This window comes from Virgibacillus sp. AGTR (genome assembly GCF_016919725.2).
Classification (GTDB): Bacteria; Bacillota; Bacilli; order Bacillales; family Amphibacillaceae; genus Virgibacillus; species Virgibacillus salarius.
The window spans coordinates 40,168-63,108 of record NZ_JAJERH010000014.1 but is presented as its reverse complement, the minus strand read 5'-3'; the positions used below and the strand labels follow the sequence as shown (position 1 = coordinate 63,108).

Below are 22,941 nucleotides of genomic sequence, written 5' to 3'. Positions count from 1 at the left end.
TTAACCGTTGAGAGCTTTATAATTCAATAACGTATGCGATGGTAGGGGGTATAGACATAAATTCACTGTCGCTTTCTATTTACGAGTTTGGTTGTTCACGGAAAATTAACAGTAGAAAAGTAATATGTAGGTGACAAACGATAGGGAAATCAGTAAAATTACTAAAGAGAAGGAGGCAAGTATTATATCATGAGCACAATTCGTAAAAAGTGTGCAACGCTAGCAGAACATCCTGCTTTTATGAATACAATTATAGTATTAATTGTTTTGAACGCCATTTTAGTCGGTTTTGAGACATATAGTTTTGTTGCAGAAAAGTATGCAGGTTGGATATATCTTGCCGATCGAATATTACTTTGGATATTTACATTGGAAATTGTAATTAGACTAATTGGCAGTCGTTCTCTTAAGGCATTCTTTAAAGATCCTTGGAGTGTATTTGATTTTGTAATTGTACTTAGTGGACATGTATTGGTTGGCTCCTATTATGTAACGGTATTAAGAATAATGCGTGTGCTTCGTGTGTTAAGGGCCATTTCTATTATACCTTCATTACGAAAGATGGTTAATGCATTACTTCTCACTATTCCTTCAATGGGAACGATCCTACTGCTGTTAGGTATTTTCTTCTATGTATACGGTGTTATTGGTACGATGATGTTTCAACTAATCGCTCCTGAATACTTCGGTACACTACACCAGTCTTTATTGACGCTTTTTCAGGTCATCACATTGGAGTCATGGGCAAGTGGTGTAATGCGCCCAATCTTAGCTGAAGATCCTTCATCCTGGTGGTACTTCGTCACATTCATTCTTATTGGTGCATTTGTAATTGTTAATTTATTTGTTGGGGTTGTTGTCAATAATGTAGAAGAAGCTAGTAGAGAAGATTCTCCATCACCAACGGATATGAAACTAGCTGAGGTTCAGAAGGAATTAAAAGAGATTAAGAAGTTGTTAGAAAAAAATAAAGGATAAAAAGGTCGGGGACGAACCTAAAATCGTTAACCCAAAAGCCATATGATAAAGTGAACCTTCCATCCGTGGGGGGCTTATTTATCCCTCACGGATGGTTCCACTCGCTGCTGATGCCTTCCTTATCCTGCGGGAACAGTGTACGGGCTGAAGATCCCGCAGGAAAGGGAAGTATGTTAATGGAGCGTGATAGAACCTGTTTTAAGTAAACATTAATGATAGCTTGTTAATCCATTAACTCAGAAATAATTTCGAACGACTGCTGCCGATCTGCTTGATGATAGATTTGAGAGCTTATAATCATTTCATCCGCCTGTGTTTCCTCTAAGAAATTTTTCAACCCCTGTTTAACCGTTTCTTTGCTGCCAATTATCGTTGTACGAGGGTCTAGCGTTTGTTTGATAGCTTCAAGCTCGTTAATAGAGAAATGGGCCTCGATATTTTCAATCGGTGGCTTTAGCTTTGTTGGTTTTCCACGACGTATATTTAAGAATTGCTGCTGCAAGGAAGTCGCTAAATAGCTCGCCTTCTCATCAGAATCTGCAGCAATTACATTAACACCAACCATGGCATATGGCTTATCCATATATTCGGATGGCTGGAACTGTTCTCGATATAAGTTTAATGCAGGAATTGTATATGCAGGTGCAAAATGACTAGCAAAGGAAAATGGCAACCCTTTTTGAGCTGCTAATCTAGCACTAAAATCGCTAGAACCGAGTAACCAAATAGGGATGTTTAACCCTTGACCAGGAACAGCTTTTACACGAGAAACCGGATCTTTAGCGAAGTAATCTTGTAATTCATTTACTTGCATAGGGAAATCTTCCACACTCATATTTAGTGTCCGCCTTAGCGCATATGCTGTCGCTTGGTCACTCCCTGGTGCACGGCCAAGCCCTAAATCAATGCGTCCTGGATAGAGTGACTCAAGCGTTCCAAATTGCTCGGCAATGACAAGTGTTGCATGATTTGGCAGCATAACACCACCTGCTCCTACACGAATGTGATTTGTTTTTTCGGCAATATGTCCGATAATTACGGAGGTTGCAGAGCTAGCTATTCCAGGCATGTTATGATGTTCAGCTAGCCAGTAACGGTTAAAGCCAAATTTCTCTACATCCTGTGCTAAAGCTACACTATTTTTAAAAGAATCGCTTGGTGTGCTGCCTTCATTAACAGGAGCTAAGTCTAAGACAGATAATGGTATATGCTGAAATGTCTTCGTATGAGTCATTATTTTTCACCTCTTCGCTTATTTCTTAATAAGAAATGATACGGATTTTTTTATAAACCGTCCAACGATTAGCTTCGGTAGAAAACAGATAGCTCGTTGATAGCTGTTAAAGCGGATAAATCAATTGTATATAATTCAACTGGTCTAGACCACGAAAGAATTGATCATTTAACCATGGTTTAAGAAAAATTCAAAGAAAATTTTTAATAAAAATTGAAATTTTTGTGAAGTAATCCTCAACCTGTCTATACCCCTTGTCAATCATGCAGTTTAGATGAATAAAGAAAATAGAAACACGAAAAAGACAGCGTTTTCATTTATTAAAATTTAATAATATTGTATTAAAATAACTTATCTGAATTTTGAGGTAAAATAAAAATTATGATATGATAATCCTACTATACTTTTTTCCGAATGGATGGAACAGTGCGAAAATTATGTGATAGGTGGTTTTAAAGCTTCTGAAATCAATGAAATTAAAATATAGATCATGTGAATTTTGATGTTAAGAAAGGGGATGTTGGGATGTCGCGAAATGGATTCCCTGAATCACAGGGATTGTATCGTCCTGATTTTGAACATGAAGCATGTGGGATAGGGATGATTGCAAACATAAACGGTAGGAAGACGCATAATATTGTGCAAAATGCCATTAATATTCTCTGTAACCTGGAGCATCGTGGTGGTCAATCGGCAGATACCAGTACAGGGGATGGTGCCGGAATCTTAACACAGATTCCGAATCGTTTTTTTCAGAAGCAATGTGCAAAGGAAGGAATTCAACTTCCAGCAAAAGGGGACTACGGTGTGGGGATGGTATTTCTTCCGAGAAATCATAATCTCCGTATGGAAAGTAAAAGGATGTTTGAACGAATTATTCGAGAAGAAGGACAAACATTTCTTGGCTGGAGACCAGTCCCTATTAACGAATCATTTATTGGGAAAGTAGCAGCAAAAAGTATGCCTTCCATTCGTCAAATCTTTATAAAGAAACCGGAAGATGTGAAAGATAAAAAAGCGTTCGAACGAAAGTTATTTGTCATTCGGAAGCGAATCGAACAAGAAGCTGCAAAATCCCCAGAATTCGAGGATATTTATATTAGTAGCTTGTCCTCAAGTACCATCGTCTACAAAGGGATGCTCGTCCCTGAACAGTTAGATGCCTTTTATATCGACTTAAACCATCCTGATTTTAAATCAGCACTCGCATTAGTTCACTCTCGCTTTAGTACTAATACCTTTCCAAGTTGGAAACGATCGCATCCAAATCGATACACCATTCATAACGGTGAATTTAATACACTAAGGGGCAATGTGAATTGGATGCGTGCAAGGGAGCAAATGTGTTCATCGGAATATTTTACAGAAGAGGACATGGAAAAGATATTGCCAGTAATTGACTATGAGGGAAGCGATTCATCTATATTTGATAATACATTTGAATTCCTGCATTTATCTGGACGTTCTCTAGCGCATACAGCAATGATGATGGTTCCAGAGCCTTGGGCAAATGATAATGGAATAAAAGAAGAAAAACGAGATTTCTATGAATATCATAGTACACTGATGGAGCCTTGGGATGGGCCTGCGGCACTTGTCTTTTCTGACGGAACGCAAATAGGCGCATGTTTGGACCGTAACGGATTGCGGCCCGCACGCTATTATGTTACGAAGAGTGGAATGATCGTTCTTGGATCAGAGGTTGGTGCCCTGGATATATTTGCTGATGACATATTGTATAAACGTAGATTAGAGCCTGGAAGAATGCTTTTAGTTGATTTGGAGAAAGGTGTCATTGTTCCAGATGAAGACATTAAAATGCAAATTGCATCAGAACAACCGTATAAGGAATGGTTGAATAATAAAATAGATATAGATGATATTCCAGATGTAATGTATAGACAGCCGGTATTTGGAGAGGAAAAATTAATTAAACAGCAGCATGCATTTGGATACACCCGGGAAGAATTGAATAAAATCATTAAACCATTAGTTACGGACGGAAAAGACCCGATTGGTTCCATGGGATACGATTCACCTTTAGCTGTACTGTCTAAGAAGCCACAGCTGCTATACAACTACTTTAAGCAATTGTTTGCTCAAGTAACAAATCCTCCAATTGATGCCATTAGAGAAAAGATTATCACAATGGTCGAGACGACTATTGGAGCAGAGGGGAATCTAGTACACCCCACTGCAGAAAGCTGCCGACACATTCGTTTGAAAACACCAATCCTTACAAATGGCGAATTAGAAAAATTACGTATTCAACAATTAGCCGGTTTTCAAGCAGTAACCTTGTTTATGCATTTTGATGTAAATGATCAGGAGAATGCATTGGAAAAAGCACTGAACGAACTCTTTGTAAAGGCAGATAAAGCCATTAATGAAGGTGCTGTAATCCTCATTTTATCTGACCGAGGAATCGGCAAAGATAAAGCAGCTATTCCTGCATTACTAGCTGTATCTGGTTTACACCACCATTTAATTCGTCAGGGGCTACGTACTAAAGTGAGTCTATTAATCGAATCGGGAGAACCAAGAGAGGTTCATCATTTTGCAAGCTTAATCGGCTATGGCGCAGAAGGGATAAATCCGTATCTTGCTTTTCACTCCATAGAAGATCTTGCTGAGAAACAAGAATTAGAACAGTATACAGCAAAACAGGCGAAGCGGAATTATATTCAATCAGTGACAGATGGAATTATAAAGATACTCTCGAAAATGGGAATCTCGACAATCCAGAGTTATCGAGGAGCACAAATTTTTGAAGCAATTGGTATAAGAAAAGATGTTATAGAAAAGTATTTTACTGGTACTGCTTCAAGATTGGGTGGTATTGATCTTGGCCTAATTGAGGAAGAAACACGTATGCGTCACCAAAAGGCTTTTTCAGAAAATCGTGGTGGCAGCTATACCTTAGAAGCTGGCGATGAATACCAATATCGTAAAGATGGGGAGGACCATCAATATAATCCTAAAACTATTCATATTTTACAGCATGCCTGTCGAACAGGTAATTATGAGTTATTTAAGGAATACTCAAAGCTTTTGACAGATGAAAAGGAGAATCTTCAATCTTTAAGGGGCTTACTGTCCTTTAAAAAACGTAAACCAGTGCCACTCGACGAAGTAGAATCTATAGAATCTATTTGTGCTCGTTTTAAAACTGGTGCTATGTCCTTTGGCTCGATCAGTAAGGAAGCTCATGAGTCTTTAGCGATTGCCATGAATCACATCGGTGGGCGTAGTAATAGTGGTGAGGGCGGTGAATCAACAGACCGATTTACTCGTGATGAGAATGGTGATCTAAGAAGGAGTGCCATTAAACAGGTTGCTTCAGGGAGGTTTGGAGTAAACAGCAATTATCTAGTGAATGCTGATGAGATCCAAATAAAGATTGCCCAAGGTGCTAAGCCTGGTGAAGGTGGACACTTACCTGGAAAAAAAGTATATCCATGGGTTGCTGAGGTACGCGGATCTACTCCAGGAGTTGAGCTCATTTCTCCACCACCACATCATGATATTTACTCCATTGAAGATTTGGCTGAGTTAATTCATAACTTAAAAAATACGAATCCAAATGCAAGAATTAGTGTCAAGCTTGTATCAGCAGTTGGCGTTGGTACCATTGCAGCAGGTGTCGCAAAAGGTAGAGCAGATCTAGTTTTAATTAGTGGTTATGATGGTGGAACTGGAGCAGCACCACGTACAAGCTTGAAGCATACAGGGCTACCTTGGGAGATTGGATTGGCTGAAACACATCAAACGCTTTTATTAAATGGACTTAGAGATCGAATTGTTGTGGAGACAGACGGTAAAATGATGACAGGGCGTGATGTAGTAGTAGCAAGTCTGCTGGGTGCCGAGGAATACGGCTTCTCTACAGCCCCACTAGTCGTATTGGGATGCGTAATGATGCGTGTTTGTCATTTGGATACATGCCCAGTTGGGATAGCAACACAGAATCCGGAACTACGTAAGAAATTTATGGGAGACCCGGAACATGTAGTCCATTTTATGAAATTTATTGCACAGGAAGCACGTGAATTAATGGCAGAACTTGGCTTTCGAACCATCAATGAAATGATTGGTCGTACGGATGTGCTTGAATTTAATCAAGCCATTGATCATTGGAAGGTAAAAGGTATAGATCTGACAGAGTTGCTTTATCAACCAGATGTACCTGCAAAAGTAGGAAGATATGCGACAATCAAACAAGATCATGGAATTGAAAAGACACTTGATTATCAAGAACTAATTCCGAATTGTAAACAGGCAATTGAACAGAAAAAGGCAGTTGAGTTTACAACAGCAATACGTAATATAAATCGGGTAACTGGTACGCTATTAGGCAGTGAAATAACCAATCGCTATGGGGAAGCTGGGTTACCTGAAGATACGATTAAATTGAATTTTAACGGATCTGCTGGGCAAAGCTTTGGAGCATTCATTCCACCAGGTATGACATTACGACTTATCGGTGATGCCAATGATTTTGTAGGAAAGGGTCTATCTGGAGGGAAAATTATCGTCCATCCAGACCCTATTGTTACCTTCCCACCTGAGAAAAACACAATAATCGGTAATGTAGCCTTTTATGGCGCTTCACGAGGAGAAGCATATATACGCGGACTCGCAGGAGAACGGTTTGCAGTAAGAAATAGTGGAGCAACCATCGTTGTTGAAGGTGTAGGAGATCATGGTTGCGAGTATATGACAGGTGGTACAGTCGTAGTATTAGGAAGTACGGGAAGAAATTTTGCTGCAGGTATGTCTGGTGGCGTAGCATATATATTCGATGAAGACGATTCATTCTGTTCGAAGGTGAATGACGAGCTTGTGCATATAGAAACAGTAGCAGATCAAGAAGAAATTCAGCGACTTTATCGAATTATTCAACAACATGTAAATGAAACAAATAGTACACATGCGGAGCGAATTTTATCCTATTGGGACAAATATGTAGAACAGTTTGTGAAAATTATTCCAAAAGCATTTGTGAAAATAAATGACCGAATTGCAACGTTAAGAGCAGAAGGAATGAGCAAATTCGATGCAGAGATGCTTGCCTTTGAGGAGAGTAAGCAGCCTGCAAAAGAAGAAAAGAAAGAGGTAGGAGCATTACAATAGCCATGTTTGCCAATTAAGAAAGGGATAGATATGCGTTTGCTTGTTGGAAAAGGAGGCCTTTGATGGGGAAACAGACAGGGTTTATGGAATATGACAGACAAGTACGGCGGGAGCGAGACCCAGCGGTCCGTACCAAGGATTGGTTTGATTATACAGCTCCATTGTCGGATAAAGAGGTTCAAATACAGGGGGCACGCTGTATGGATTGTGGTGTACCTACTTGTCATGTAGGAATGGAAATTAATGGTGTAACCTCTGGTTGTCCAGTGTATCATCTTATTCCCGAATGGAATCAGCTTGTCTATGAAGGGAAGTGGAAAGAGGCATTAGATCGAGAGCATGAGCAAAATAACTTCCCGGAGTTCACGGGGATTGCCTGTCCGGCTCCGTGTGAAGGAGCTTGTGTGCTCGGTATTAATGAGCCGCCTGTTGCTATTCGAACCGTAGAGCGTTCAATTATTGAGAAAGGCTTTCAAGAAGGCTGGGTAGTCCCGAAGCCTCCAGAAAAGCGAACTGGCAAAAAAGTGGCTGTCGTTGGCTCTGGACCAGCAGGGCTAGCCGCAGCAGCTCAGTTGAATAAAGCAGGTCATCTCGTTACAGTTTTTGAAAGAGATGATCGTGTCGGAGGATTATTAACTTACGGCATTCCAGAGATGAAACTTTCTTATGATGTAGTGATAAGACGCGTCGAAATTTTGCAGCAAGAAGGAATATCCTTTGTAACGAATACAGAAGTCGGTAAAGATATTACTACTGAAGAACTTAGAAAGGAATTTGACGCGATTGTACTATGTGGTGGTGCGACAGTGCATCGTGATATTCAAGTGGCGGGGAGTCAATTAAAAGGTGTTCATCATGCAATGGATTTCCTCCATTCCAATACGAAAAGCCTACTAGATTCAGATTTACAGGATGGCAATTATATATCTGCTACGGGTAAGGATGTTATTGTTATTGGTGGTGGAGATACAGGAACAGATTGTCTAGCCACATCTGTTCGCCATAATTGTAAGAGTCTAACTCAGTTTGATATTTACGATAAAAAAGGATTAGTTCGTGATATGGAAACAAATCCATGGCCGCAATATCCAATGATTCATCGAGTAGAATACGGTCATAAAGAAGCAGCAAGTACTTATGGGAAAGATCCACGTGCTTATGCTGTGATGACTAAAAAATTTGTTGGGGATGACAATGGATATGTTAAAGAGGTGCACACAGTAAACGTTCGCCTTCGTTATGATGAAGCTGGCAACAAAGTCCGGGATGAAATCCCTGGTACTGAAAAAATTTGGCCGGCAGATCTTGTATTGATTGCGATTGGTTTCCGTGGACCAGAACAGGATCTTATTGAGCAATTGCAAATTGAAACTACGGCTAAATCGACCGTCGCCGCTGATTATGATGACTATAAAACAAATGTAGACGGTGTGTTTGCTGCAGGTGATATGCGACGCGGACAAAGTCTAATTGTTTGGGCGATAAATGAGGGAAGAGGCGTAGCCAGGGAATGTGATCGTTATTTAATGGGAGAAACTGTGCTACCATAAGTCGAAAATGGAGTGCTATTGTTTCATACAATGTATGGAGCGGTGGCGCTTTTTCGTGTCTACACACCACTATTATGTGATCTTCGTACATAAAAAGGTAAGTTTTAGACAAATAACTTGTGATCTGCATAAAAGTACGGAGAAATGAGTTTGCAACAAAATACTACTTGCAGTAAGATAGTATGGTGAGAAATATTTTTAGGTATTAGATTATCAAATTTTGCAGTTTGTTTGGATAAGATAATCTAGAAATGAGGGTAAATCATGAGTAAACCATCCATTTATGGACTAACATATGAACAATTAACGGATTGGCTAATGGATCATGGTCAACAGCGTTTCCGCGTTGATCAGGTCTGGAATTGGCTTTATAAAAAACGTGTCCATCGATTCACTGACATGAAGAATGTTAATAAACAGACGATTGCTTTGTTAGAGGACAATTTTGTCTTAGGTACACTAGAAGAAGAGGTTAAGCAAGAATCAAAAGATGGTACGATTAAATATTTATTTCGCTTAGCAGACGGTAATTTAATTGAAACTGTTTTAATGCGATTTAACTACGGATTGTCTGTTTGTGTAACTACGCAGGTGGGCTGTAACATCGGTTGTAGTTTCTGTGCTAGCGGGCTATTAAAGAAAAATCGTGATCTATCTAGTGGTGAAATTGTTGAACAGATCATGAATGTACAAAAAGATTTAGATTCTCGTGGTGAGGATGATCGGGTTAGTCATATTGTTGTCATGGGAATTGGCGAACCATTTGATAACTTTACTAATTTAATGGACTTTTTGTATGTAGTAAACGACGATAGAGGATTAAATATAGGTGCTAGACATATTACTGTATCAACGAGTGGTTTAGCTCATAAAATATATGAGTTTGCAGATACAGGAATCCAAGTTAACCTAGCGATCTCTATCCATGCTCCTAACAATGAGTTACGTACACAAATCATGAAAATAAACAAAGCCTTCCCTATTGAAAAGCTAATGAAGGCAGTAGATTATTATTTAGAGAAAACGAATCGAAGAATTACGTATGAGTATATTATGTTAAAAGATGTCAATGATCATCAGGAGGAGGCGCTTCAGTTGGCGAAGCTGCTTGAGAATCATCGACACTTAGCATATGTCAATTTAATACCTTATAATTCGGTTGATGAACATAACCAATATCAGCGTAGTGAATCAGCATCTATACAAGCCTTTTTTGAAACGTTGAAGGATAAAGGAATCAATTGTGGTGTTCGTTGGGAGAATGGTGCAGATATTGATGCCGCTTGTGGACAACTTAGAAGTAAACAAATGAAGAAAAAGAATGTTGGCTAAAGGAGAAACCTAAGTGCAATTTGCACTTAGGTTTTTTACTTCCTCATCTGTCACTATCTACAAGAACCGTTTCCTTGTTTCAGGAGACGGCAATGTACAGCTTTGTTTCTGTCCGAACCATTCATAGCGATGGTTGGCGATCACTCCATATAGGAAGTCTCTAAGCGGTTTAGGAATGATCATGAAGCCGTATAAAAGCTTCCATGCGCCGTTTAATTCTTTACATACCCTAAGCGCTGCTGTTGATTTAAAATACGTTTTATTACCGTCAATGAGGATAAAACTATTCATGTCAGTTGCTACATGGTTTCTTTTTAAGAGTTCTTGACCAGCGTCTCCTTGTATGGAGGCGAATGTAAACTGCTCTTGCTTATCTCTTTTTAAGATAAATTGAACACTCTGATCACAGAAATTACAAACACCATCAAAGAGAATGACCTTACTCATGTACGCTCACTCCTTATGGAATAAAGCTATCCTTGCTTCTATTGTAACATGCCGTTTTTTTAGATTCCTAGTTTTAAAGTTCTTGAAAGCAGTTGCAACAACAATATCTTATATAGATTAAGGTAACGATGTATACATTTAGGTGTATTTACCTTCTTTTTTGGTGGTACGATTTATGATAAACCCCCTAAATCCATATCTAACGAATGGTCGGGTTTACTGGGCAATGCAAAAAATTCGATACTTGATGGTGAAACGTATTGGTTAGCGCTTTTTCCTTTATTAGCTTTTATTCTAACCATATTCGCCATGCAATTCATTATAACAGGAATAAAAGAGGTGCAAGAAGAAAGGAGAGGACTTATAACTAAATTCACAATAAGAAAAAAGAAGATAACAGTGAAACAAAGTAATGGTGATCAAAACATGAAACCTTCTTCTTCTCGTTTTCAGCGTGTACAAACAAATCGTAAAGAAAAAGCAAATTGATGTTACTTAACAAAATGTCAATTGAAAAAAATATAAGCAAACCAATTCCATGTGGAAAATTAAACATCGGTTGGTTTTCATTATTATAGGAAAGCACATTATTGGATTAATATTAATTGTTTGGTTAGCTATCACCTGAAAACTAATTTTTTGTTGAGTAACGTTTAGTTTTCCTTCTAATCGAGTATGCTGCTATTTGGAAAAGCAATACACGGCCTCATTTTTTACATATAGTCACATCAACTTCATTCGCAAACAATAATGTATACAAGTAAACAAAAAGTGTACATGAAGAACACAAAAATGTTTACTTGTGTACAAATATGTGTAGACACTGTTATATCAACGAAAACTAAACTGTAAACATGTATACAAAATAGAATACGAAAAAAGTCGGATTGCGTTATAAGAAGAAAGGAAGTACTCTTAGATAGAATGTATTATTATGGAGAGGAGTTTTCTTACATGACAAAAACAAGAATAGCAGCAGTGGACGTGGGAAACGATGCGTTAAAGGCAAACTTTGGAAAGATGGAACACGAGGTATATATTCCCAATGTAGTCGCCCAGGATTTTGAAGACCGTCCCGTAATTGGCATTGAAGAGCTAGATAAAAAAGAGGTATTGGATAATATTCATATTCGCGTACATTCACCTGCGCTCGAAGAAAATAACGTAATCTACCGTGTTGGGAATTTAGCAACAAAGACAAACAATTCAACAGAGCTAGATCCCGGTAGTAGCAAGGCAGAAGAGGATCAAACCTTAATTATGCTATTTGCTTCCTTAGCATTGGATGCAGTAGAAAATGGAGCCTTTTCCATGAAGAATAAAGTTATTGATGCAAATTATACCCTTGGAACTGGGCTACCACTCCGAGAGGTAAAGGAAGGTAAGGATGTAGGTTATCGTTCTCAATTACTGGGATCGGTTCACCAAGTTGAATTTTTAGTAACACCACATCATCAGGGTAAGAAAGTAAACATTAAATTTGATGAAGTAAAGGTTTATCCAGAGGGGTTTGCAGCATATGTGAATTTAATTATGGATAATGATTTAAAAGTTATTAATAAAGATTTGATTGATAAACAAATACTTATTCAAGATATTGGTGGATTGTCAACAGATATCGCGGTGATTCGTAATCGTAATGTTGACGATGATAAAGCCCAAGGATTTAATTTAGGCGTTTCTGAATCACTGGAGCAGATTAGGGAAGAAATTCGAACAAAACATGGTGTAGAGCTAGATAGTCGCCGTGATGTAGTAGATATTATTACAAGGAAAAATGACCGACATCACATCATGGTCAAAGGAAGTAGGACAAGCGTTCACGATATTACAGACCATATCCTACTTGAATTGGCTAAAAAAGAGTATCGATTCTTAAGAAACGTGTGGGCTAAGAATTCCCAATCGGAAATTTGTTACTTTGTCGGTGGTGGATCAGCAGTCTTAAAAGATTATTTAAAAGCACTTAATAATAAACTCGATGGCTTTAACATTGATTTCTTTGAAGATGAACAGGAAAGTATTTGGATGATGGCTAATGCTTATTATAAGTTAATAACTGATTTTGTAAATAAGAATGCCAAGCAAGAAAAGGAAGAGAAAGAAGCAGTAAAGGCAAAAGCAAAATAGGGTGATATAATGGCCAAAAACACAATTGAACGAGGGCAATCAATAACCTTTCGTGTTCCTTCCGATACACCGGATTATTTACTAAAGGCGCTACAACGACTCAAGGAAACGGAACGGAGAAATTTTTCTAGTCAAATTGCCCAATTTGTATTACGAGGCTTAAGTGAAAGTGTTACAAAAGAGCGGGAAACGGTCACTGTCCCGCTCCCCAAACAATTAACCAAGGAACAAAAGAGTTGGTTGAAACATGAGCATTCAGAAGCATTAGTAGGTACCATTCTATATCAATTATTAAGTGACCCAATGCGAGCTACGACCTTATTGGCTTCCTTAAACAGTAATCATACGAATATTGATGAGGCACTATACTTACAAGAAAATGATATTGACACAGGTAAGCCTGTGTTGGAGGAAACAGCTCTAAAGGAAGAAATAGATTTAGATAGTTTACGTTTGGATTCGTTAGATACAAACCAACAGCAAGAGGTAATCGAAGAGGAAGAAGAGGATCCATTAAAAGACTTCTTTTCGAGTATGAATAAATAAAAGCAAGTCCTGCAGTAAGGTAGGACTTGCTTTTATTTTTATGTTCCTCTCACGATACGTTCTGGATGGGTATATACGTTCATTTGGTATCCACGAACGAATCCAATAACGGTAATCTTCAGATCCTCTGCCAGCTGTAATGCCAAATTAGTAGGTGCTGATTTAGAAATTAATATACCAATTCCCATTTTGGATAGCTTTAAAAGGACCTCTGAAGAGATACGTCCACTAAAGACAATAATTTTATCATGTACAGGAACATTGTTTACCAAAATATGCCCAAAAAGCTTATCGAGTGCATTATGCCTCCCGATATCCGTACGAACAACCATAAGTTCGTTAGTAGTAGCTAGTGCAGCATTGTGCACACCACCAGTTTTACGGAACTGACTAGAGGATTGCTGTAATTCATGCATTAAGTAAAAACACTGTTTAGCTGATATCATATGCTTGGAAAGAATAGTTTTTGCTGTCTTTACGTCATTTTTAAAATAAAATTGTCTGCTTTTCCCACAACATGAGCCAATGAAACGCTTAGAATGGTCCTGATGAAATGTAGTTGGGAGAGGATCTATTTCTATATATGCATAGCCAGTATCGATATCAATAGCTAGATCTTTAATAGCAGAATAACTACGAATTATACCTTCTGATGCTAAAAATCCAATGAGGAGCTCTTTAAGATTGCTTGGAGAGCATACCATTGTGGCAAACTCACTTCCATTTATATGAATAGTAATTGGCATTTCTACAGCCACTAGTGAGGTTTCATTTGAATCTCCTGTATTATCAAAGCGGATCATCTCCCAATTTGCTTCATTGGAACGCATGTCACTCCTCCTTTTAGTGGCTGTCAATCTCTAATTCTTCGATACGTTTTTGGGCATATTTTCTATCTTTTTGTGCATAATAGGACACAGCTTTTTCTAAAATAACTACTGTGTTATATTCGGGAATTCCAGCATATGCCTCATATACTCCTTTTGGTATAAGAACATTCCCTTCTGGCCAATGCACTTCTAAATTACTAGATTTCATTGGAGCAAACTTTGCGCGTCCGGCAAATAACCCATGTTGATTATAAACAACGATTGGCTCACCATCTTCGATATGATACTTAACGGCATCCTCTTCACTAATTAGTACATCCTCTCGTTTTGCATCATTAAAGGGATCTGTTTCACTGTAGACCATGGAATTAAACTGTTTTCCTCTTCGAGTTGTTACATAGAAATGCCCTTCGGGTTTTCTTAATTCTGGAATTTCGATTGCTATTAAATTTCCCCTGCCATCTGGAGTAGGACAAATTCCATCTTCACACAGCCAAGCGCCACCCCATTGAAAAAGATCCCCTCGTTTATGTAGGTGCTGGATGCCGTCATAATTTGGTGCAGCTTCTGCAATTTCCTTGCGAATAGCTGATGCATTGTCAAAATGAATATGTTCTTGCTTCTCTGGACATACCCGTTTAGCCAAGTCTATATAGATTTCCCACTCTGTACGGGCTTCTTCAATTCGTGGGCCCTTTATCTCTGGAGAGAAATAAACCATTCGTTCCGTAGATGTAGAGGTTCCGCCACCACGCTGTTCGTATCTAGTTCTTGCAGGTAATACGAGTACTGCTTCTTTTGCATCTGTAAGCGTGGATGTATTTAAGATAATATCCTGATGGACCCTGAGCTCGACGTTCTCAAGACATGTCTGAATAAAATCTGGATTTGGCATCGTTTCTAAGAAATTCCCACCGGATAAATAATAAAGATGAAGTTTTCGTTCATGACCATCTGGCAAGCAAGCATTTTCGAGAGACTCACCCACAATATCACCTTGCCAGGTAGGGATATCAAACTTCCAAATACCCTCTAATCGTTTTCGCTGATCATCATTCATATTACCTCCAGGTAATGAGAACGGATCGGCTCCCATTTCACCTGATCCCTGTACACCTGAATGCCCACGTATTGGCATTAGTCCACAAAACTCTCGACCGATAAAACCACGGAGTAATGCCAGATTAGCGATTTGTGATACATTGTCTGTACCGAAACGATGCTGCGTTAAACCCATTGACCAAACAAATACTGCTGACTTAGCATGTGCTAAGAGTGTAGCTAATTCAATCATTCTATTCCTAGAGAGACCAGATGATTCTTCCAGCTGCTCCCATGAATATGTATTAACGGTGGATTGTAGTTTTTCAAGGCCATTAACATGTTTACTAATAAAACCATGATCAAGCGCTGAGCCAGGTACTTCCTTCTCCATTTCGAACCAATGCTTCATAAGCCCGTGCATAAAGGCGATATCACCACCAATATGAACCTGATAAACATCGTCAGCTATTTTCGTGCCAAATAGGGCGGATTCTGCAATAGAAGGTATCCAATATTGATCCATAGAGGGTTCATGATATGGGTTGATAACAATAATTTTCGTTCCCTTTTTCTTTGCTGCATACATGTATTTGGTTGACACAGGCTGATTATTCGCAGCAACCGAACCCCAGAATATAAGAACGTCCGTTCCAATCCAATCCTTGTAATTACAAGTGGATGCACCTACACCAAGTGATCGGCTTAATGCAGTTTTGGAAGGAGAGTGGCAAATTCTTGAGGCATTATCAATGTTGTTTGTTCCAAGGAAACGCGCCACTTTTCCAAGAACATAGTATGTCTCATTCGTTATTCCACGAGAAGTCGTGTAGAAGGAAAATTGTTTCGGTTGCAAGGATTGTATTTTAGTAGCAATTGTATCTAGAGCTTGATCCCAAGAGATACGACGAAATTTACGTTCACCTTGTTTACGGATTAAAGGGTAAGGAATTCTACCAAGCTGACGTAATTCCGTGCTACTCCGATTTCGTAGCTCATCTATATCTGCATGTAGTATTTCTTTCTTAATTGCTGGCATTGTATTTAAGCGAAGAACATTTAATCTGGTAGTACAAAGGTGAGGGCCGGTTAGTGTTTGATCTTTAAGGCCTTGTACGCCAAGGGCGCAGCCATCACAAACTCCTTGTGTAAGGATACGCGTAGCGTAGGGTAGCCTATCTCTGTTTTCCCAAGCTACTTTGGCGGTATCTCGGATATGATGTGGCTTGATTTTTCCTAAACCAAAAGGAATTTTACTGACCCAAAGGGATGGGTCTGGTTTCTTCGAGAGCTTAATAGGTCCCTTATGTTTTGTTTTACCCAATCAAGATCCCTCCTATTTTATAAAGTGAGTCTATCTCTTCACTCAAACTAACCACTCGAACAATTTATATGTGAATAATGGAATATGGCAGATTGTCACAACGGGCAGTCGGTCTACGAGTCCCCTCGCCGCTGCAGAGAGGTCTCACCAGAACACGCTGTTTCTCAGGTATCGCTGCGCTTCGTTTTGTCTATGGAATGAGCATTACATCTTTCCAACAGTTGAAAAGTATTCTGTGTAACTGATGGTAAGTGCATTGAGGATTCAAGAAATATATAGGTACTTCCAATCGTATCATGTAAGCGAATACATTACAAATTTGCTTTTCTGTATGATGCTACGTATCTTATCTAAAATAAATGTAAGGTAGAGTGTAAAGTTTTAACTGGTCGAAAACTTTTTACAAAATGTCAAGGTATATATAAGTAAGAACGTCATGAAGGGAGATTGTCACTGGTGGTGGATAAAGAAACCAGGCTTATTAAAAAAATAAAGAAAGGCAATCATCAGGCATTTAAGAAGCTATATGATCGATTTGCTGACTATTCGCTACGAACAGCTTTTGCCATTACAAAAAATCAGTCAGATGCATCAGATATCGTTCAGGAAACCTTTATTCGTGTCTATCGAAATATTGATTCCTATGATATGTCCAGATCATTTAAGGCGTGGTTTTATCAAATATTAATTAATGAGACTAGGCGGTATATGAAAAAGAAAACAAAGCAAGCAAGGAGTATCGAATCAGATCAGTTACTAGATTTTTTGCACCAACAAACAGAGGAAGCATACCATTTTGATGATTTGTATCTAGCTATGGATAAATTGGAGGAAAATCATCGCACAGTAATCATATTAAAATATTTAAACGGATTTACGGAAAAAGATATTGCGGAAGTGCTTGAGTTAAATGTGAACACAGTGAAGTCTAGGCTGTTTAAAGCTAGAAAGCAATTGAAAGGTATGATGGGAGGTGCTTCTGATGAAAGATAATAACCTGTTTGATAAACAACTAGAAGCAGAACTCAAAAGGAAAACACAGCTTGATATGGACGTCAAACAAGCGATCTGGAAAAGCATTGAGGATGAATTATTCCACTCCATTACGGAACATGATAAGAATCGACGAGGAGTATGGGTAGCTGGCATATCATTAGCGGCAGTAATGCTCATTCTATTATTTGGAGTAATGACAGAGACTGGTCAGGCTATGATACAAAACTTAAAAGATTTGTTTATTGAAGAAAAGCAAGAACAGATCGAAATGGAAGGTCAACAAGAGGAGCTAGATACGCACCTGGAAACAAACGAGGAGCTTCGCTATGTTATTTATCTCGATGATGATCGCTATAAGATGGATAAGGGTGGAGAAGCTGACCGAATTGAACTAAAAGAAGAGCTTCCAGACAGTTATCCAGATGTTTATATGGAAATTAGGAGAGAAGAAAATACCACAACAGAAGAAGTAGTTGCCGATATTAAAGAAACATTGAATAACGAAGAAATGGAAATTGTTGAAGAAACTCGAACAAAAAATCCTATAGAGGCAGAGTTGATACGTGGCAGGGGGAGCAAATATCCTGAATGGGACACTCCTATTTACCAATATTATGTTACAGATTCGATGAACGGGCAGGTTTTTGTTATTAAACAAGCGTATTTTTTAGAAGCAGCTGAAGGACATGGAGCTCGCTTCCATTATATGTTAGAAAGCTTTGAAATTGTGAAGTAGTTAATTTAAGGAGGATAATGCTATGTGTGGATTCGTAGGAGTACTATTAGATCAAGAGGTTCAATTCAGTAATGAGCATTTGGAAGAAATCAAACTAGCAAATCAGCTAATTAGACATCGAGGTCCGGATGATGATGGTAGCTACCATGATGATCATATAGCATTAGCCTTCCGAAGGTTAAGTATTATTGATATTGATGGAGGACAGCAGCCTTTTTCTTTTGGCAAGCAACGGTATTGGATGGTTTTTAATGGTGAGATATATAACTAAAAAATAGTAAAAGAGCAATTAAAGAAAAAAGGGTATCATTTTACCACCAATTCAGATACAGAGGTTGCTGCTTTCTTATTTCTAGATCAAGGTGTTGAAGGATTCTCAGAACTTCGTGGTATGTTCGCCATATTAATCTGGGATAAAGACGAGAAAAGACTTTATGGAGCTAGGGATCCTTTTGGGATCAAACCATTTTACTACTGTGAAAATGAACATGATACTGTCTTTTCATCAGAGAAAAAGTGTATCTCTTATTTAAATAAGCAGGATGTAGTTGATCAACGAGCATTTCAGCATTACTTATCGTTTCAATACGTGCCAGATCCATTAACAATAACAGAAGGGATACAACGTTTAGCGCCTGGTCATTATTTTGTTAAGGATTGGCAAAAGCCGATACAAATCTCTAGATACTTTCATGCAAGTCTGCAACCAGTGCATAAAAATGAAAGACAGCTGATGTTTGCTATACGTGAAGTATTATTTGATTCAGTGACAGCACATATGCAAAGTGATGTCCCAGTAGGTGCTTTTTTGTCTGGTGGAATTGATTCAACAATCATAGTAGCAATGGCAAAACAAATAAATCCACAAATAAAAACTTTTTCGGTAGGGTTTGACGAGGCTGGCTACTCGGAAATCGATGTAGCAAAAGAGAGTGCTGAAAAGCTTGGCGTTGAAAATATTCATCGATATATCTCAGCCCAAGCATTTGTTAGTGAACTACCAAAAATAATCTGGCATATGGATGACCCTTTAGCCGATCCAGCAAGTATTCCGCTTTATTTTGTAGCAAATGAAGCAAGAAAGCATGTTAAAGTTGTGCTTTCGGGCGAGGGTGCAGATGAATTATTTGGTGGATACAATATTTACCGAGAGGCGGAAGCATTAAGGTGCTTTCAATATATACCTAAAGGCATTATGCCACTAGTCAAACGGATCGCAGATATGATGCCAGAGGGTGTGAGAGGTAAAAGCTTTTTACAGCGGGGAACTACATCACTTAAAGACAGATATATTGGCAATGCTAAGATGTTTGAAGAAGCGGAAAAACAACAGTTTATGCTGAATTATGCTAGTAACCAGTCCTATCAATCTTGGACAAAATCTTTATATAAGTGTGTAGAGGCCGCAGATCCCGTTCAAAAAATGCAATATATTGATATCCATACATGGTTATCAGGGGACATTTTAGTAAAGGCAGATCGAATGACGATGGCAAATTCATTAGAGTTACGTGTACCGTTTTTAGATAAGGCCGTTTTTGATGTTGCAAAACAAATACCCACACAATACAAGATAGCTGATGGTACGACGAAGTCTATTCTAAGAAAAGCGGTGCACGATATTATTCCAGCTCATGTGCTGAATCGGAAAAAGCTCGGTTTTCCCGTACCAATGAAATCCTGGTTACGAGATGAATTATATGAGTGGGCGAAAAATTTAATTAAAACGAGTGAAACCGATCATCTAGTTGACAAATCATTTATGTTAAATTTATTGGAGTTGCATGCTGCTAATAAGGGAGAACATGCAAGAAAGCTATGGACTGTACTTGTATTTATGCTATGGCATCAGATTTTTGTAGAAAATCGGGACGAGTTCTCGGAACTTAGACGTCAAGAGACTGGGGTTAAAAGCTCTTAACAGGTTAACAGCGTTAAAAGAAAGAATCATGATTTATCCAGCTTGATTGTGAGAGAATCTCCATACGTTTAGTCGGCAAAATTGGATTTTGGCATAGGTAATTCGTATAAATTACCTCCTAGCAGTCAAACTAACAAGAGAATAGATCGAAGGAGGCTTAATGAATGGAGTTTGCCTGGGTTTGGAAAGCGGTATTGATTGTACTAGGAGGTACATTACTTCTACGATTTGCTGGTAGAAAATCTATTTCACAAATGACCTTGACACAAACGGTTATTATGATTGGGATAGGTTCACTACTCATCCAGCCGTTAGCTGGCAAGAATATTTGGGTTACATTAGGAGTAGGAGCAGTTCTAGTACTTACGTTAATCGTTATGGAATTTGTTCAAATTAAATCAGATTTCTTTGAAAATGTTATTACAGGAAAGTCAAAATTACTTATACATAATGGTGTCATACAAGAACAACATTTGAAAAAACTACGCTTGACTGTCGATCAATTAGAAATGAACTTAAGACAGCAGAACGTCACAAGTATTCGAGATGTGCAATGGGCGACACTAGAACCAAATGGTCAAGTAGGCTTTGCCTTAAAGCCAGAGGCACAGCCAGTAACGAAGAAAGAATTTCAGGAGCTAGCTAATGAGTTGAAAAATGCGTTACAGGCAAATGCTCCGAACCAACAATTGTATGAAATAACGAAGCACCTACAAAGCTTAAATGAGCAAATGATGCAAACTTCAAATGAAGATGATCTGTTTAAAGAAGTAGAAAATCATAAGCATGACAAAAACGCATCCCCCCCACGCCGTTTAGATTAACCTAATAGGTGCGGAAGTTATCTCCTCTAGATTTTAAAGAATATGGAGCACGGACAAAAGAATTTTTAGCGATGTAAAACCCAAACTTTATCTGAAATATTTTAGATGATGTTTGGGTTATTGTTTTGGAGACAGGTAGTTCATTCGTCGCTTAGTCAAATGCTTCGCTTTCCGCGAGCGCGTCTTCAGAACGCGATTTTCCCGTTACTTCAAATAATAAAGGTAAACAAAAACCCCAACAGATTGAAGTTTCACTTTATTCATCATCGGTATTTTTCGTATGGATGTAGATGGTTGAACTATGGTAATGCTTGGATGTGCGAATATCTACAGTAGCGGCCTTAATAAAGGACCATGCTAAAAGTGCCATGATGAAAATAACAGGAAAAGCTGCCACGATACTTGCTGTTTGTAATGTTTCCAAATCGCCGACAAACATGAGTACCATTGGAAGAAGACATAGGGTAAATGCCCAAAATAGCCGATTCCACCGAAGCGGTTCAGATTGAATTTTCTTTTGCACCACAGCTGCCAAAATGAATGATGAGGAATCAAAGGTAGTTGCTAAAAATATAATGGCCAATACCGTAAAAACACCAATCATCATTTTAGCTAATGGCAGCTGTTCTAAAATAGCAATAATTGCGGCAGGCGCACCATGTTCATTCATAAAACCGATCACATCAAATTGTCCGCTTAATTGTAAATACAACCCGAAATTTCCGAGAATACCGAAAAACAAAATGGAGCCGAAAGTTCCGTATATCATAGTTCCTAAAACCATCTCACGTATGGTACGTCCTCTGGAAATACGTGCAACAAATAATCCAACAAACGGTGCGTAGACAACCCACCATGCCCAATAAAATACCGTCCAGGATTCAGGAAATCTTGTTTCTTCAAATCCAGCTAAATTAGCGAATGGCTCAAGCCAGGTAGCCATTTTAAAAAAGCTATCGGCTACCTGTCCGACACTAGTAAAAGTAGTCTCGGTAATGAAAAGTGTAGGTCCAAAGATAAAAACAAATAAAAGGACAAAAATGGCAAGCCATAAGTTAATATCACTTAGTACTTTAATTCCCTTTGTAAGGCCGGAATAGGCACTGATAGCAAAAATTAGTGTGCAAATCAACATAACGATAGCTTTTAGACCTAAGGTGACAGGAATGCCGGTTAAGTTGTTGATTCCTTCTGCGATCATAGGTGTGCCTAAGGCTAACGTAGTACCAGCACCGCCTAATAATCCAAACATAAACAGTACATCAATGATAATGCCAATTGGCGTATCAATCCATTTTCCAATGACAGGTCTGACCGCTTCACTAATTTTTAATACAGATGTCTTACGAACATAATAAAAGTAGGCAATAGGTAATGCCGGTAATGTATAAATCGCCCAAGCTATTGGGCCCCAATGAAATATACCATAGGAGGCTGCCCACGGAATTGCTGCTGCCGACTCAGGAGCTATACCGAATGGGGGTCCTTGATAGTAATAGGCCCACTCGATCATTCCCCAATAGAGAATACTCGATCCTATTCCCGCTGCAAATAGCATGGCCGCCCAAGAGAAACTCCCGAACTCTTTATCGTCCTGCTTCGTTCCTAACTTAATATTACCGTATTTACTAATGGCAACATATAAAAGAAAAACAAAACATAATAAGCCAAGTGCTAAGTAGAGGAACCCGAACTTACCAGTCATAAAGCTGTTAGCTGCATTGACAAGCTCCGCACCGGCCTCTGGGAAGAAGATTAAGGGTAAACATACACATAATAAAAGAATTAAAGCACTGATAAATGTACGCCAATCGATTAGCTTTGTCTTCATAAAGAATCATCCTTTCTACCATCAATATGTAGTATTCTTATTATCTGATGTTACAGAACGGGGATAAAAATTTATTTTGTTCCATCGA

Annotated in this window: 15 protein-coding genes and 1 pseudogene; 11 read left to right on the top strand and 5 right to left on the bottom strand. The window is 38.6% G+C overall.

Annotated elements, in window-relative coordinates; translation table 11 throughout:
- Positions 1 to 189 precede the first annotated feature (189 nt).
- Positions 190 to 978 (top strand): ion transporter, encoded by a 789-nt coding sequence (locus JUJ52_RS08030; RefSeq protein ID WP_026683075.1) that lies wholly within the window; start codon positions 190 to 192, stop codon positions 976 to 978.
- Between the two features lie 223 nt (positions 979 to 1,201).
- Here the strand turns inward: JUJ52_RS08030 and JUJ52_RS08025 are convergent, their stop codons facing one another.
- Positions 1,202 to 2,212, bottom strand: coding sequence for an LLM class flavin-dependent oxidoreductase (locus JUJ52_RS08025; protein WP_205389184.1), 1,011 nt, complete (start codon positions 2,210 to 2,212; stop codon positions 1,202 to 1,204).
- A 525-nt stretch (positions 2,213 to 2,737) separates the two neighbouring features.
- Here JUJ52_RS08025 and gltB point away from each other — a divergent pair.
- From gltB to rlmN, 3 genes are all read left to right on the top strand, one after another.
- Positions 2,738 to 7,345 carry a glutamate synthase large subunit gene (gene gltB, locus JUJ52_RS08020; RefSeq protein WP_205389183.1) on the top strand — a complete coding sequence of 1,536 codons (4,608 nt, stop codon included), beginning with the start codon at positions 2,738 to 2,740 and terminating at the stop codon, positions 7,343 to 7,345.
- A 62-nt stretch (positions 7,346 to 7,407) separates the two neighbouring features.
- Complete coding sequence (locus JUJ52_RS08015) at positions 7,408 to 8,895, top strand: glutamate synthase subunit beta (protein ID WP_205389182.1); 1,488 nt, start codon at positions 7,408 to 7,410, stop codon at positions 8,893 to 8,895.
- A gap of 264 nt (positions 8,896 to 9,159) precedes the next feature.
- Complete coding sequence (gene rlmN, locus JUJ52_RS08010; protein WP_026683071.1) at positions 9,160 to 10,227, top strand: dual-specificity RNA methyltransferase RlmN; 1,068 nt, start codon at positions 9,160 to 9,162, stop codon at positions 10,225 to 10,227.
- A 57-nt stretch (positions 10,228 to 10,284) separates the two neighbouring features.
- Here the strand turns inward: rlmN and JUJ52_RS08005 are convergent, their stop codons facing one another.
- The gene (locus JUJ52_RS08005) at positions 10,285 to 10,674 is read right to left on the bottom strand and encodes a thiol-disulfide oxidoreductase DCC family protein (RefSeq protein WP_121604034.1); all 390 of its coding nucleotides are present in this window, start codon (positions 10,672 to 10,674) and stop codon (positions 10,285 to 10,287) included.
- Positions 10,675 to 11,013: 339 nt separating this feature from the next.
- Here JUJ52_RS08005 and JUJ52_RS08000 point away from each other — a divergent pair, with 339 nt between their 5' ends.
- From JUJ52_RS08000 to JUJ52_RS07990, 3 genes are all read left to right on the top strand, one after another.
- Positions 11,014 to 11,163, top strand: a complete 150-nt coding sequence (locus JUJ52_RS08000; RefSeq protein ID WP_228088850.1) for a hypothetical protein — start codon at positions 11,014 to 11,016, stop codon at positions 11,161 to 11,163.
- A gap of 465 nt (positions 11,164 to 11,628) precedes the next feature.
- Positions 11,629 to 12,804: a ParM/StbA family protein gene (locus tag JUJ52_RS07995; protein WP_121604033.1), complete on the top strand. Its 1,176-nt coding sequence runs from the start codon at positions 11,629 to 11,631 to the stop codon at positions 12,802 to 12,804.
- Between the two features lie 9 nt (positions 12,805 to 12,813).
- On the top strand, positions 12,814 to 13,350 hold the full coding sequence (locus tag JUJ52_RS07990; RefSeq protein ID WP_121604032.1) for a hypothetical protein: 537 nt from the start codon (positions 12,814 to 12,816) through the stop codon (positions 13,348 to 13,350).
- 38 nt (positions 13,351 to 13,388) lie between these two features.
- Here the strand turns inward: JUJ52_RS07990 and fdhD are convergent, their stop codons facing one another.
- Together fdhD and JUJ52_RS07980 are read right to left on the bottom strand one after the other, a co-directional pair.
- On the bottom strand, positions 13,389 to 14,180 hold the full coding sequence (gene fdhD / locus JUJ52_RS07985; protein ID WP_121604031.1) for a formate dehydrogenase accessory sulfurtransferase FdhD: 792 nt from the start codon (positions 14,178 to 14,180) through the stop codon (positions 13,389 to 13,391).
- Positions 14,181 to 14,193: 13 nt separating this feature from the next.
- Complete coding sequence (locus tag JUJ52_RS07980) at positions 14,194 to 16,545, bottom strand: FdhF/YdeP family oxidoreductase (RefSeq protein WP_121604030.1); 2,352 nt, start codon at positions 16,543 to 16,545, stop codon at positions 14,194 to 14,196.
- 456 nt (positions 16,546 to 17,001) lie between these two features.
- On the opposite strand from JUJ52_RS07980, the gene JUJ52_RS07975 reads away from it, so the two are divergent.
- The 4 genes and pseudogenes from JUJ52_RS07975 (at position 17,002) to JUJ52_RS07960 (ending at position 21,022) form a co-directional block, all read left to right on the top strand.
- Positions 17,002 to 17,538 (top strand): RNA polymerase sigma factor, encoded by a 537-nt coding sequence (locus JUJ52_RS07975; RefSeq protein WP_026683065.1) that lies wholly within the window; start codon positions 17,002 to 17,004, stop codon positions 17,536 to 17,538.
- Entirely contained in the window at positions 17,528 to 18,277 is a 750-nt protein-coding gene (locus JUJ52_RS07970; RefSeq protein ID WP_205389181.1) for a hypothetical protein, read from the top strand. The genes JUJ52_RS07975 and JUJ52_RS07970 overlap by 11 nt, the downstream gene beginning before the upstream one ends.
- 22 nt (positions 18,278 to 18,299) lie before the next feature.
- A pseudogene (asnB, locus tag JUJ52_RS07965) lies at positions 18,300 to 20,198 on the top strand (asparagine synthase (glutamine-hydrolyzing)).
- Between the two features lie 164 nt (positions 20,199 to 20,362).
- Positions 20,363 to 21,022 carry a DUF421 domain-containing protein gene (locus JUJ52_RS07960; protein ID WP_026683063.1) on the top strand — a complete coding sequence of 220 codons (660 nt, stop codon included), beginning with the start codon at positions 20,363 to 20,365 and terminating at the stop codon, positions 21,020 to 21,022.
- Positions 21,023 to 21,278: 256 nt separating this feature from the next.
- Here the strand turns inward: JUJ52_RS07960 and JUJ52_RS07955 are convergent, their stop codons facing one another.
- Complete coding sequence (locus JUJ52_RS07955) at positions 21,279 to 22,853, bottom strand: BCCT family transporter (RefSeq protein WP_166530930.1); 1,575 nt, start codon at positions 22,851 to 22,853, stop codon at positions 21,279 to 21,281.
- Positions 22,854 to 22,941: the final 88 nt, after the last annotated feature.

Excerpts from the sequence above, each read along its gene's own strand:
- JUJ52_RS07955 (WP_166530930.1), bottom strand. The coding sequence starts at position 22,853 with ATGAAGACAAAGCTAATCGATTGGCGTACATTTATCAGTGCTTTAATT.
- rlmN (WP_026683071.1), top strand. The coding sequence starts at position 9,160 with ATGAGTAAACCATCCATTTATGGACTAACATATGAACAATTAACGGAT.
- JUJ52_RS07995 (WP_121604033.1), top strand. The coding sequence starts at position 11,629 with ATGACAAAAACAAGAATAGCAGCAGTGGACGTGGGAAACGATGCGTTA.
- JUJ52_RS07960 (WP_026683063.1), top strand. The coding sequence starts at position 20,363 with ATGGAGTTTGCCTGGGTTTGGAAAGCGGTATTGATTGTACTAGGAGGT.
- fdhD (WP_121604031.1), bottom strand. The coding sequence starts at position 14,180 with ATGCGTTCCAATGAAGCAAATTGGGAGATGATCCGCTTTGATAATACA.
- JUJ52_RS08005 (WP_121604034.1), bottom strand. The coding sequence starts at position 10,674 with ATGAGTAAGGTCATTCTCTTTGATGGTGTTTGTAATTTCTGTGATCAG.
- gltB (WP_205389183.1), top strand. The coding sequence starts at position 2,738 with ATGTCGCGAAATGGATTCCCTGAATCACAGGGATTGTATCGTCCTGAT.
- JUJ52_RS07970 (WP_205389181.1), top strand. The coding sequence starts at position 17,528 with ATGAAAGATAATAACCTGTTTGATAAACAACTAGAAGCAGAACTCAAA.
- JUJ52_RS08015 (WP_205389182.1), top strand. The coding sequence starts at position 7,408 with ATGGGGAAACAGACAGGGTTTATGGAATATGACAGACAAGTACGGCGG.
- JUJ52_RS08030 (WP_026683075.1), top strand. The coding sequence starts at position 190 with ATGAGCACAATTCGTAAAAAGTGTGCAACGCTAGCAGAACATCCTGCT.
- JUJ52_RS08025 (WP_205389184.1), bottom strand. The coding sequence starts at position 2,212 with ATGACTCATACGAAGACATTTCAGCATATACCATTATCTGTCTTAGAC.
- JUJ52_RS07990 (WP_121604032.1), top strand. The coding sequence starts at position 12,814 with ATGGCCAAAAACACAATTGAACGAGGGCAATCAATAACCTTTCGTGTT.